The organism is Pseudomonas sp. AC252 (assembly GCF_979258105.1).
The window spans coordinates 3,185,950-3,199,083 of record NZ_OZ409837.1 but is presented as its reverse complement, the minus strand read 5'-3'; the positions used below and the strand labels follow the sequence as shown (position 1 = coordinate 3,199,083).

General features: G+C 60.3%; 10 protein-coding genes. All 10 read right to left on the bottom strand.

What is annotated here, in order from left to right:
• Positions 1 to 67: 67 nt before the first annotated feature.
• The 10 genes from kdsA to lpxD all read right to left on the bottom strand — a co-directional run bounded on the left by kdsA (position 68) and on the right by lpxD (position 13,132).
• Positions 68 to 913 (bottom strand): 3-deoxy-8-phosphooctulonate synthase, encoded by an 846-nt coding sequence (kdsA, locus tag ACZZZ4_RS14465; RefSeq protein WP_007954807.1) that lies wholly within the window; start codon positions 911 to 913, stop codon positions 68 to 70.
• 4 nt (positions 914 to 917) lie between these two features.
• A complete protein-coding gene (locus ACZZZ4_RS14460) occupies positions 918 to 2,549 on the bottom strand; it encodes a CTP synthase (protein WP_129998772.1) in 1,632 nt (543 codons plus the stop codon).
• Between the two features lie 274 nt (positions 2,550 to 2,823).
• Positions 2,824 to 4,152, bottom strand: coding sequence for a tRNA lysidine(34) synthetase TilS (tilS, locus tag ACZZZ4_RS14455; RefSeq protein WP_463548080.1), 1,329 nt, complete (start codon positions 4,150 to 4,152; stop codon positions 2,824 to 2,826).
• Positions 4,153 to 4,300: 148 nt separating this feature from the next.
• Positions 4,301 to 5,248, bottom strand: a complete 948-nt coding sequence (locus tag ACZZZ4_RS14450; protein ID WP_277760787.1) for an acetyl-CoA carboxylase carboxyltransferase subunit alpha — start codon at positions 5,246 to 5,248, stop codon at positions 4,301 to 4,303.
• A gap of 140 nt (positions 5,249 to 5,388) precedes the next feature.
• Positions 5,389 to 8,910 carry a DNA polymerase III subunit alpha gene (gene dnaE, locus ACZZZ4_RS14445; RefSeq protein WP_039762478.1) on the bottom strand — a complete coding sequence of 1,174 codons (3,522 nt, stop codon included), beginning with the start codon at positions 8,908 to 8,910 and terminating at the stop codon, positions 5,389 to 5,391.
• Between the two features lie 76 nt (positions 8,911 to 8,986).
• On the bottom strand, positions 8,987 to 9,613 hold the full coding sequence (gene rnhB, locus ACZZZ4_RS14440) for a ribonuclease HII (RefSeq protein ID WP_016771466.1): 627 nt from the start codon (positions 9,611 to 9,613) through the stop codon (positions 8,987 to 8,989).
• Between the two features lie 11 nt (positions 9,614 to 9,624).
• The gene (gene lpxB, locus ACZZZ4_RS14435; protein ID WP_463548079.1) at positions 9,625 to 10,755 is read right to left on the bottom strand and encodes a lipid-A-disaccharide synthase; all 1,131 of its coding nucleotides are present in this window, start codon (positions 10,753 to 10,755) and stop codon (positions 9,625 to 9,627) included.
• Between the two features lie 2 nt (positions 10,756 to 10,757).
• Positions 10,758 to 11,534, bottom strand: a complete 777-nt coding sequence (gene lpxA, locus ACZZZ4_RS14430; protein WP_039762472.1) for an acyl-ACP--UDP-N-acetylglucosamine O-acyltransferase — start codon at positions 11,532 to 11,534, stop codon at positions 10,758 to 10,760.
• On the bottom strand, positions 11,531 to 11,971 hold the full coding sequence (fabZ, locus tag ACZZZ4_RS14425) for a 3-hydroxyacyl-ACP dehydratase FabZ (RefSeq protein WP_016771469.1): 441 nt from the start codon (positions 11,969 to 11,971) through the stop codon (positions 11,531 to 11,533). Before fabZ ends, lpxA begins: the two co-directional genes overlap by 4 nt.
• 105 nt (positions 11,972 to 12,076) lie before the next feature.
• The gene (gene lpxD / locus ACZZZ4_RS14420; RefSeq protein WP_129998768.1) at positions 12,077 to 13,132 is read right to left on the bottom strand and encodes a UDP-3-O-(3-hydroxymyristoyl)glucosamine N-acyltransferase; all 1,056 of its coding nucleotides are present in this window, start codon (positions 13,130 to 13,132) and stop codon (positions 12,077 to 12,079) included.
• Between the last annotated feature and the right edge of the window lie 2 nt (positions 13,133 to 13,134).

The window sequence follows — 13,134 nt, the reverse complement described above, 5'->3', positions numbered from 1 at the left end:
GACGACAACGCTCACGCCCGAGGGCATGAGCGACAAATCGTGCGGTACTTTACCGGAGAATCGAGCGTTACGCGGTTTCTACCGTCGGAAAACTCTTCACCAGTTCGTCCAGAGCTTTGAGCTGGGCCAGGAATGGCTCCAGTTTGTCCAGACGCAAGGCGCAAGGGCCGTCGCATTTGGCGTTGTCCGGATCCGGATGCGCTTCGAGGAACAGACCCGCCAGCGACTGGCTCATGCCCGCCTTGGCCAGATCGGTGACCTGCGCGCGGCGACCGCCAGCGGAGTCGGAACGACCACCGGGCATTTGCAGCGAGTGGGTCACGTCGAAGAACACCGGGTATTCGAACTGCTTCATGATGCCGAAGCCGAGCATGTCGACCACGAGGTTGTTGTAGCCGAAGCTCGAACCGCGCTCGCAGAGGATCAGTTGATCGTTACCCGCTTCGACGCATTTGTTCAGGATGTGTTTCATTTCCTGAGGCGCGAGGAACTGGGCTTTCTTGATGTTGATCACGGCGTTGGTCTTGGCCATCGCCACGACCAGATCGGTCTGGCGCGACAGGAAGGCCGGCAACTGAATGATGTCGCAGACTTCAGCGACGACCGCGGCCTGATCCGGCTCGTGGACGTCGGTGATGATCGGCACGCCAAAGGCTTGCTTGATGTCCTGGAAGATGCGCATGCCCTCTTCCAGGCCGGGGCCGCGATACGAGGTCACAGAAGACCGGTTGGCCTTGTCGAAGCTGGCCTTGAACACGTATGGGATACCGAGTTTTTCGGTGACCTTCACGTACTCTTCGCAAACCTGCATGGCCATGTCACGGCTTTCCAGCACGTTCATGCCGCCGAACAGCACCATGGGTTTGTCGTTGGCAATCTCGATGTCGCCGACGCGGATGATCTTCTGTGCCATCGGGTTAAGCCTTCTTTTGATGTTGAGCCAACGCGGCTTTGACGAAACCGCTGAACAGCGGATGACCGTCGCGCGGGGTCGAGGTGAACTCTGGGTGGAACTGGCAGGCGACGAACCATGGATGATCCGGCGCTTCAACCACTTCTACCAGCGCAGCATCGGCGGAACGACCGGAGATTTTCAGGCCGGCTTCGATGATCTGCGGCAGCAGGTTATTGTTCACTTCGTAGCGGTGACGGTGACGCTCCACGATCACATCCTTGCCGTAGCAATCGTGCACTTTCGAGCCCGGCTCGAGCAGGCAATCCTGGGCGCCGAGGCGCATGGTGCCCCCCAGATCGGACGCTTCGGTACGCACTTCAACGGCGCCGGTGGCGTCTTCCCACTCGGTGATCAGGCCGACAACCGGGTGGCCGCTGGTACGATCGAACTCGGTGGAGTTGGCGTCTTTCCAGCCCAGAACGTTACGGGCGAATTCGATGACTGCCACTTGCATGCCCAGGCAGATACCGAGGTACGGAACCTTGTTTTCGCGAGCGTACTGAACGGCAGTGATCTTGCCTTCCACGCCACGCAGACCGAAGCCGCCCGGTACGAGGATCGCGTCGACACCTTCGAGCAGCGCAGTGCCCTGGTTCTCGATGTCTTCGGAATCGATGTAGCGCAGGTTGACCTTGGTGCGGTTGCTAATGCCGGCATGGCTCATCGCTTCGATCAGCGACTTGTAGGCGTCGAGCAGTTCCATGTACTTGCCGACCATGGCGATGGTCACTTCGTGTTCCGGGTTCAGCTTGGCGTCAACCACTGCGTCCCACTCGGACAGGTCGGCGCTGCCGCACTGCAGGCCGAAACGCTCGACGACGAAATCGTCCAGACCCTGCGAGTGAAGGATGCCCGGGATCTTGTAGATGGTATCGGCGTCTTCGAGGGCGATCACCGCACGCTCTTCAACGTTGGTGAATTGCGCGATCTTGCGACGCGAGGACACGTCGATCGGGTGATCGGAACGGCACACCAGCACGTCTGGCTGCAGGCCGATCGAACGCAGTTCCTTGACGGAGTGCTGGGTCGGTTTGGTCTTGGTTTCGCCAGCGGTGGCGATGTACGGGACCAGCGTCAGGTGCATCAGCATTGCGCGCTTGGCGCCGACTTCGAATCGCAGCTGACGGATGGCTTCGAGGAACGGTTGCGACTCGATGTCACCGACGGTGCCACCGATCTCGACCATCGCCACGTCAGCGTCACCAGCACCCTTGATGATGCGGCGCTTGATTTCGTCGGTGATGTGCGGGATGACCTGGATGGTTGCACCCAGATAGTCGCCACGGCGCTCTTTGCGCAGCACGTGCTCGTAGACACGGCCGGTGGTGAAGTTGTTGTTCTGGGTCATGGTCGTGCGGATGAACCGCTCGTAGTGCCCCAGATCCAGGTCGGTCTCGGCGCCGTCGTGGGTGACGAACACTTCACCGTGCTGGAACGGACTCATGGTGCCTGGATCGACGTTGATGTACGGATCCAGCTTCAGCATGGTGACCTTAAGCCCCCGCGCCTCCAGGATAGCCGCCAATGAAGCCGAGGCAATGCCTTTCCCCAATGAAGAAACAACACCGCCCGTGACGAATATGTAGCGCGTCATGAAAAACCCTAGAAGTCTGCGTTAAAGCGGAACGAGCCGCCGGGGAAAGCGAAGGAAGGCCGAAGCCCCCGATCACCTGCATTAATCACAGTGCACCTTTCGAAAAAACCGCCGCGTTGTGACAGACCGGAAGATGAAACACCGGTACGTTGCTCGCTACACATTTTTTGGAATCGCCCAGCAAAGACTGCTTGGTAATCGGCAACTCCTGCAATTCAGGCGAATCCACAGAAGTTGTATCAAGAAGGGAGCGTAGTCTACCGGAATGCTCCTTTCAGCTCAAACCTTGATCTTCGTCTGTTGGCTGCCAATGCAATGTCCAGCCTTCGTCCATCTGTCCAGCAAGACCCGACAGGTTCGCCACCGCAAGCAATTGTTCGCCACGAAACAGCAGCGGCAATCTGCCACGCACGAAGGCCGGCACCGCGCGCTCGTTGAGCAGACGCTTGAGATCACGGCTGCCGCGCTCGGCCAGTTGCATGACCTCGCCGCCCTGCCGATAGGCAATACGCAACGGCCCGGTTGGAGCATGCCCGCGAAGCATGACGCGTCCGTTATCGGGCAAACGCAGCGCTGAAGTCGTGGTCTGCCAGTCGGCGCCGATCACAGGCATGCGCAACCAATGGCCGCTGAGCCACCAGACGCGACCGGCGCTGCGGTGCAACTCGCCATCGGCCAGACGCCACATCGGTGAGGCGTCGGTGGTGGCATCGCGCAGGTTGATCCAACCCGACCAATGGTCAGCATCTGGCAGACGGGTCAACGGTTCGAGCCAGTGGCTGAGGGCATTGCGTTGACGGGCGTCAGACAACGCCGCCAAAGGCGCCAGCGCAAGCGATGGTACGCCCAGCCAAGCAAATTCATGGGTCGTTTCGGCTTGTGCGAGATCAATCTGTGCCAACTCATCGAGCAAGCCTTGCGCCTCACGCAGATGCGCAGCCGAGCGCGCCATGCTCGCCTGCGCTTGCGGCCAACGCTCGGTCAGCACCGGCATGACTTGATGGCGCAGGTAGTTGCGCGAAAACTGTCGATCCTGATTCGACGGATCTTCGATCCAGCGCAACTGATGTGCCTGTGCATAACCTTTCAGCTCGGCGCGGCTGACGTCCAGCAACGGTCGGACCAGCGTGCCCTGCCCCACCGGACGCTGGCGCGGCATCGCGCCGAGCCCGCGGACACCGGCACCACGCAACAGCCGAAACAGCAGGGTTTCCGCTTGATCGTCGCGGTGTTGGCCAGTCAACAGCACGTCATTACTCTGCGTCAGCGAACTGAACACCGCGTAACGCGCATCCCGCGCCGCCCGCTCCAGGCTCGCCCCGCCCTTCACGGTGACCCGCTCTACTTGCAAGGGAATGGCCAGCGCATCGCAAACGGCCTGGCAGTGTTGCGGCCACGCATCGGCCGCAGCCTGAAGGCCGTGGTGGATATGAATGGCGCTAAGCGCAGGAAGAGATTCGGTGTTCGCCAGAGTGGCGAGCAGATGCAGGAGGACGGTGGAATCGAGGCCACCGGAGAAGGCGATGCGCCAGTGAGCGGCAATGCGCCAAGGCTCAAGGTTCAGCAGAAGACGGGATGGCAAATCAATCGAGCGTTCACCCATCTCTTTACCCTCGCCGGAAACCAAGTGTGGGAGCGAGCTCGCTCGCGAAAGCTGATTAACATTCAACAATTTCGTCGTCTGTTATAACGCCTTCGCGAGCAAGCTCGCTCCCACAGTGTCTTGCATCGTCAGCCAAATCGGCGCTCGATTAGAGACCGTAGCTCATCAGGCGATCGTAACGGCGCTTGAGCAGCGCTTCGTTATCGAACTTCTTCAGCATCGCCAGTTGCGAGCTCAGCTCGGCGCGGATCGAAGCGGCGGCAGCAGCCGGATCACGATGGGCGCCGCCCAGTGGCTCGCTGATCACTTTGTCGACAATGCCCAGGCCTTTCAGACGCTCAGCGGTGATGCCCATCGCTTCTGCGGCATCCGGGGCCTTTTCTGCAGTTTTCCACAGAATCGAAGCGCAACCTTCCGGCGAGATCACCGCATACGTCGAATATTGCAGCATGTTCAGTTGATCGCAAACGCCGATGGCCAGTGCGCCGCCGGAACCACCTTCACCGATCACGGTGGCAATGATCGGGGTCTTCAGGCGCGCCATCACGCGCAGGTTCCAGGCAATCGCTTCGCTCTGGTTACGCTCTTCAGCGTCGATACCTGGGTAGGCACCCGGGGTGTCGATGAAGGTCAGGATCGGCATCTTGAAGCGCTCGGCCATCTCCATCAGACGGCAGGCCTTGCGGTAGCCTTCCGGACGCGGCATGCCGAAGTTGCGGCGGACTTTCTCACGCACTTCACGGCCCTTCTGGTGACCGATGATCATCACCGGCTGATCTTCCAGACGGGCGATACCGCCAACAATGGCAGCGTCATCGGAGAAATGACGGTCGCCGTGCAGTTCGTCGAACTCGGTGAAGATGTGCTCGATGTAATCGAGGGTGTACGGGCGTTTCGGGTGACGCGCCAGGCGTGCGATCTGCCAGCTGGTCAGCTTGCCGAAGATGTCTTCGGTCAGCGTCTTGCTCTTGTCCTGCAGGCGGGAGATCTCATCGCCGATATTCAGCGAATTGTCATTACCGACCAAGCGCAACTCTTCGATCTTGGCTTGCAGGTCGGCGATCGGCTGTTCGAAATCTAGAAAATTCGGGTTCATAGGCGTCCGTCTTGGGTCGTGTCCCAAGTGAGCTTGGGCCGGCCGGTTGTCTATTCGCGCCCTACCTTAAGGGAGAGGCGCGCTGAGGTCGAGATTAAAAAATTCAGGTTGCGGGCAAGCGCTATGATGGCACCTGCCGGTCAACGGTATTGGAGGAAGACGTTGTCACGCCCGAACTGGTCACGCAGGGCTTGAATCAACGCATCCGCCGGGTCGATCCGCCAGCTCTCGCCAAACTGCAGCAAGGTCTTCGCATCCGGGCTGGTGTACTCCATGGTCACCGGGCACGCGCCGCGATGACGCTTGAGCAGTTCGCCCAACCAGCGTAGCTGATCGCCTTTGAGATCCTGGGTGTGCAGCTTCAGGCGCAGGCTTTCGGCCAGATTGGTTCGCGCATCCTCCATGCTCATCACCCGCTTGACCCGCAGGCGCAGGCCGCCGGAGAAGTCGTCGTTGCTGACCTCGCCCTCGACCACCACCATGGCGTCAGTCTGCAGCAGCGACTGCGCCGAATGGAACGCATCGGCAAACAGCGACGCTTCGATCCGTCCGGAACGGTCGTCGAGGGTGATGAAACCCATCTTGTCGCCCTTCTTGTTCTTCATCACCCGCAGGGCAATGATCATCCCCGCTACGGTTTGCGTGTCACGCGCCGGCTTCAGGTCGATGATGCGCTGGCGGGCGAAACGGCGGATCTCGCCTTCGTATTCGTCGATCGGGTGACCGGTCAGGTACAGGCCCAGGGTATCTTTTTCACCCTTGAGGCGTTCCTTGAGGGTCAGTTCCTTGGCCTTGCGATGGGACGCGTAGACGTCGGCATCCTCTTCGACGAACAAGCCGCCAAACAGATCGGCGTGGCCACTGTCGTGGGTCCGTGCGGTCTGCTCGGCAGCCTTGATTGCTTCTTCCATCGCCGCCAGCAGCACGGCGCGGTTACGATCGATGTTGGCCTGATAAGCCTTTTGCTCGTCGTGGAAATACGGGCCGAGGCGATCCAGCGCACCGCTGCGAATCAGACCATCAAGGGTGCGCTTGTTGATGCGCTTGAGGTCGACCCGCGCGCAGAAGTCGAACAGATCCTTGAACGGGCCGGCCTGACGCGCTTCGGTGATCGCTTCCACCGGACCTTCACCGACGCCCTTGATCGCGCCGAGGCCGTAAACGATGCGGCCGTCGTCGTTCACCGTGAACTTGAACTCCGAAGTGTTCACGTCTGGCGCGTCGAGGCGCAACTTCATCGTCCGCACTTCTTCGATCAAGGTCACGACCTTGTCGGTGTTGTGCATATCCGCCGAGAGTACCGCGGCCATGAACGGCGCCGGGTAGTGCGCTTTCAGCCAGGCGGTCTGGTACGACACCAGACCATAAGCGGCGGAGTGGGATTTGTTAAAGCCGTAACCGGCGAATTTTTCCACCAAATCGAAAATGTTACCGGCAAGATCCGCGTCGATGCCGTTGGTCGCGCAACCCTCAATGAAACCGCCGCGCTGCTTGGCCATTTCTTCGGGCTTTTTCTTACCCATCGCTCGACGCAGCATGTCCGCACCGCCGAGGGTGTAACCGGCCATGACCTGGGCAATCTGCATCACCTGTTCCTGATACAGGATGATGCCGTAAGTCGGCGCCAGTACCGGCTTCAGGCCGTCGTACTGGTAGTCCGAATGCGGATACGCCAGCTCGGCGCGACCGTGCTTACGGTTGATGAAGTCGTCCACCATGCCCGATTGCAGCGGGCCTGGACGGAACAGGGCCACCAGTGCGATCAGGTCTTCCAGGCAGTCGGGCTTGAGCTTTTTGATCAGCTCTTTCATGCCTCGCGATTCAAGCTGGAACACCGCCGTGGTTTCAGCTTTTTGCAGCAACTGGTAGGTCGGCTTGTCGTCCAGCGGAATAAAAGCGATATCCAGCGGCGGCTCGTTGACCTTGGCGCGGTCGCGGTTGATGGTTTTCAGTGCCCAGTCGATGATCGTCAGCGTGCGCAGGCCGAGGAAGTCGAACTTCACCAGACCGGCCGCTTCAACGTCATCCTTGTCGAACTGGGTCACCAGACCGTCGCCGGCCTCGTCGCAGTAGATCGGCGAGAAGTCGGTCAGCTTGGTTGGTGCGATCACCACGCCACCGGCGTGTTTACCGACGTTACGCACCACGCCCTCGAGCTTGCGCGCCATCTCCCAGATTTCCGCCGCTTCTTCATCGACCTTGATGAAGTCACGCAGGATTTCTTCCTGCTCGTAGGCTTTTTCCAGGGTCATGCCGACTTCGAACGGAATCATCTTCGACAGACGATCCGCCAGGCCGTAGGACTTGCCCTGCACCCGCGCCACGTCACGGACCACAGCCTTGGCGGCCATGGAACCGAAGGTGATGATCTGGCTCACCGCGTTGCGCCCGTATTTCTCGGCCACGTAGTCGATCACGCGGTCACGGCCGTCCATGCAGAAGTCGACGTCGAAGTCGGGCATCGAGACCCGTTCCGGGTTGAGGAACCGTTCGAACAGCAGGTCATATTCCAGCGGGTCGAGGTCGGTGATCTTCTGTACGTAAGCCACCAGCGAACCGGCACCCGACCCACGGCCCGGACCTACCGGTACGCCGTTGTTCTTGGCCCACTGGATAAAGTCCATCACGATCAGGAAGTAACCGGGGAAGCCCATCTGGATGATGATATCCAGCTCGAAATTCAAGCGGTCGACGTAGACCTGGCGCTTGGCTTCGTAGTCTTCGGTGGTGTCCTTGGGCAGCAGCACTGCCAGGCGCTCTTCGAGACCTTCGAAAGACACCTTGCGGAAATATTCGTCGATGGTCATGCCATCAGGAATCGGGAAGTTGGGCAGGAAGTGCGTGCCCAGCTTCACTTCGATGTTGCAGCGCTTGGCGATCTCGACGGTGTTTTCGATGGCGTCGGGAATATCGCTGAACAGCTCGAGCATTTCCTCGGCGCTTTTCAGGTATTGCTGATCGCTGTAATTCTTCGAACGACGCGGATCATCGAGGGCGCGGCCTTCACCGATGCACACGCGGGTTTCGTGGGCGGCGAAGTCTTCCTGCTTGATGAAGCGCACATCGTTGGTCGCCACCAGCGGCGCGCCGAGCTTGTCGGCCAGGGCCACGGCGCCGTGCAGTTGCTCTTCATCGTTGGGGCGGTTGGTGCGCTGGATTTCCAGATAGAAACGATCCGGGAACACTGCCATCCACTCGCGCGCCAGCGCTTCGGCTTCCGCCGGGTTGCCGCCGATCATGGCCATGCCGATCTCGCCTTCTTTGGCGGCGGACAGCATGATCAAACCTTCGTTGGCCTCAGCCACCCACTCGCGCTCGACGATGACCATGCCGTTGCGCTGGCCTTCGATGAAGCCACGCGAGATCAGTTCGGTGAGATTGCGATAACCCTGAGCGTTCATCACCAGCAGGCTGAGGCGGCTGAGCGGCGCATCCGGGTCCTTGTTCGCCAGCCACAGGTCGGCGCCGCAGATCGGCTTGATCCCGGCACCCATGGCGTTTTTGTAGAACTTGACCAGGGAACACATGTTGTTCTGATCGGTGACAGCGACCGCCGGCATGTTCATGGCGGTCAGCGCCTTGACCAGCGGCTTGATCCGCACCAGCCCGTCGACCAGGGAGTATTCAGTGTGCAGGCGTAGATGAACGAATGAAGCCGGCATAGTGATCCTGTCCAGTTACATAGAGACAACGAGGCCCGGATTGTACCGGGCCTTGGTTAAAACATCAGCCTTGGGCCTAAACCTGCGTCAGGCTTTCCCGCGCCTCGTAAGCCAGGCGTACCGGGGCGAACGAGCGGCGGTGAATCGGCGTCGGGCCGAGCCGCGCCAGTGCTTCCAGATGAACGGGCGTCGGGTAGCCTTTATGCCCGCCGATGCCGTAACCCGGGTAGATCAATTCGAATGCCGCCATCTCGCGGTCACGGCTGACCTTGGCCAGAATCGACGCCGCAGCGATCGCCGGTACCTTGCCGTCACCTTGAATCACCGCCTCGGCGCGCATCGGCAAATGCGGGCAGCGGTTGCCGTCGATCATCGCCAGCTTCGGCTGAATGTGCAGACCGGCGACCGCGCGCTGCATGGCCAGCATGGTCGCGTGGAGGATATTCAGATCGTCGATTTCTTCGACTTCGGCGCGGGCGATGCACCAGCTCAGAGCCTTTTCGCAGATCTCGTCATAAAGCTTTTCGCGTTTGGCTTCAGTGAGTTTCTTCGAATCATCGAGACCGAGGATCGGCCGGTTCGGATCAAGGATCACCGCCGCCGTTACCACCGCGCCGCACAACGGGCCACGACCGACTTCATCGACACCGGCGACCAGTTCTTCGACTTCGGCGACCAGCGTGAAATCCAGGCCCATCTGCATGGTTGTCTTGCTCATTGTGGTTTGCCGATCAGGTCAAGGACCGCTTGCGCCGCCTGATTGGAAGCATCGCGTCGCAGCGTGCGGTGGATCTCGTCGAAGCCACGGGTCTGTTCCTCACCACCTTCGATCAACGGCGACAGGGTCTGCGCCAACGCCTCGACAGTCGCATCATCCTGCAACAACTCTGGCACCAGCAAGCGCTGGGCGAGCAAGTTGGGCAGCGACACGTAAGGGCTCTTGACCATACGTTTGAGAATCCAGAATGTCAGCGGCGCTAACCGATACGCCACTACCATTGGCCGCTTGTACAGCAGCGCTTCAAGGGTAGCAGTGCCGGAGGCGATCAACACGGCGTCACACGCGGCGAGGGCCAGATGCGACTGACCATCGAGCAATGTCACCGGCAGATCGCGGCCGACAAGTAGCGTTTCGAGTTGCACGCGACGTTCAGGATTGGCACAGGGAATCACAAAGCGTACGCCCGGACGCATGCCGCGCAGGCGTTCGGCAGTATCAAGGAACAGCGCGCCGAGGCGGCTGACTTCACCGCCACGGCTGCCCGGCATCAGCGCCACCAATGGTCCGTCAGGCAAACCCAGCTCGGCGCGCGCGGCAGCTCGGTCAGCCTCGAGCGGAATCGTATCGGCCAAAGTGTGACCAACGAAACGCACCGGCACGCCCTTCTCTTCGTAGAACTTCGCTTCGAACGGCAACAGGGTCAGCATCAGATCACAGCCTTCGCGGATCTTCAGCACGCGCTTTTGCCGCCACGCCCACACCGACGGGCTGACGTAATGCACGGTCTTGATCCCGGCCTGACGCAGCTTGAGTTCGATATTGAGGTTGAAATCCGGCGCATCGATGCCGATGAACACGTCCGGCTTCGCGGCGATCAGCGTGGCAATCAAGTCCTTGCGGCGCTTGAGCAACTCACGCAGGCGACCGAGAACCTCGACCAGGCCCATGACCGACAGGCGCTCCATGGGAAAGTACGAAGTCAGGCCTTCGGCCTGCATCAGCGGACCGCCGACGCCGATGAACTCGACCGCCGGGTGCTGTGCCTTGAGTGCGCGCATGAGGCCAGCGCCGAGAATGTCACCGGAAGCCTCACCCGCCACCAGCGCAATACGCAGACTGGCCATGATCAGCGGGTGATGCCGCGAGTCGACGCCTGGATCGAATCGCGGAACACGGCGACTTCGGGGAACTGCGCAGACGGCTCGGCCAGTTCGGCCAGCGCCTGCTCGACCGTCAGGCCTTGGCGGTAGACTGTCTTGTAGGCACGGCGCAAGGCGTGGATCGCGTCTTCGCTGAAACCGCGACGGCGCATGCCTTCGAAGTTCATGCTGCGCGCTTCGGCCGGGTTGCCGAATACGGTGACGAACGCCGGAACGTCCTTGCCGATCGCCGTGCCCATGCCGGAAAAGCTGTGCGCGCCGATGTGGCAGTACTGATGCACCAGGGTAAAACCGGAGAGGATCGCCCAGTCGTCAACGTGTACATGCCCGGCCAACGCAGTGTTATTGACCAGAATGCAGTGGTTGCCGATGACGCTGTCATGGCCGATGTGGGCATAGGCCATGATCAGGTTGTGATCACCCAGGGTGGTTTCCGAACGGTCCTGAACGGTGCCACGGTGGATGGTCACGCCTTCGCGGATGACGTTGTGGTCACCGATCACCAAGCGAGTTTCCTCACCTTTGTATTTCAGATCCGGGGTGTCTTCGCCTACCGAGGAAAACTGGTAGATGCGATTGTGCTTACCAATGCGGGTCGGCCCCTTGAGGATCACGTGCGGCCCGATCACGGTACCCTCGCCGATTTCCACACCTGCGCCGATGATCGACCACGGGCCGACCTCGACGCCGTCAGCCAGAATGGCGGACGGATCGATGATTGCACGAGGGTCAATCAAACTCATACTTTCTGTTCCGCACAGATGATTTCTGCCGAGCAGACCGGCTTGCCGTCCACCGAAGCCTGGCACTCGAACTTCCAGATCTTGCGCTTGCAGCTGATGAAGGTCGCTTCAAGGATCAACTGGTCGCCCGGCTTGACTGGCTGGCGGAAGCGCAGCTTGTCGGAACCGACGAAGTAATACAGGGTGCCGTCAGCCGGTTTGACGTCGAGCATCTTGAAACCGAGGATCCCGGCAGCCTGAGCCATCGCTTCGATGATCAGCACGCCCGGCATGATTGGATGCGCAGGGAAGTGACCATTGAAGAACGGTTCATTGATGCTGACATTCTTGTAGGCGCGAATTCGCTTGCCTTCAGTGTCCAGTTCCACCACCCGGTCCACCAGCAGGAACGGGTAACGGTGAGGCAGGTATTCGCGAATCTCGTTGATGTCCATCATTCAGGGGAAAGCCTATGTAAAGATTGGGAGCGCGACTGACGCGCACTCCTCTAGCAAATCAAGGAGGCAGTCTAGAGGCTGTGCACACTTGATATGGAAATGGTATCAGCCATCAGATGAAGCATTGCCGTCAGGGGTCACTTCCCCTACGCGCTTTTCCAGCTGTTTCAACCGCCGCGCGATGTCATCGAGCTGACGGATACGGGCCGCGCTTTTGCGCCATTCGGCCGCCGGTTGCATGGCTGTGCCGGAAGAATAGGCGCCCGGCTCGGTAATCGAGTGGGTCACCATGGTCATTCCGGTGAGGAAAACGTTGTCGCAGATATCAATGTGGCCGACCAGACCGACACCGCCGGCGAGCATGCAGTGCTTGCCGATTTTGGTGCTGCCGGAAATGCCGACACACGCAGCCATGGCGGTGTGATCACCGACCTGGACGTTGTGTGCGATCTGAATCTGGTTGTCGAGCTTCACGCCGTTGCCAATCACGGTATCGGCCAGGGCGCCGCGGTCGATGGCGGTGTTTACGCCAATTTCGACATCGTCGCCGATGGTCACGCCACCGATCTGGGCGATTTTCTGCCATACGCCTTTTTCGTTGGCGAAGCCGAAGCCCTCACCGCCGATCACTGCGCCGGACTGAATAACCACACGCTTGCCGATGCGCACATCGTGATACAGCGTCACGCGCGGAGCCAGCCAGCCGCCTTCACCGATCTCGCTGCGGGCGCCGACCACGCAATGCGCGCCCAGCGTCACCTGTGCAGCAACGCGCGCGCCGGCTTCGATCACCACGAACGGGCCGATGCTTGCACTCGGATCAACCACCGCATCTGCCGCGATCACCGCTGTCGGATGAATACCCGTAGCAGCCTTCGGCTTTGGATCGAACAGGTGCGAAATACGCGCGTAGGCCAGATAAGGGTCTGGCACCACCAGTGCGTTACCGGAAAAACCTTCGGCATCAGCCTCTTTGAGCAGCAACGCTGCCGCCTGCGAACCGGCCAGGTATTTTCGGTATTGGGGATTTGCCAGAAAGCTCAACTGAGCTGGGCCAGCCTCTTGCAAAGTGGCTAGCCCAGTAATTTGCGTCTCGGGGTCGCCACGCAGGGTGGCGCCGAGGTGCTCGGCCAACTGGCCGAGCCTGATAGTCACGGTCATGG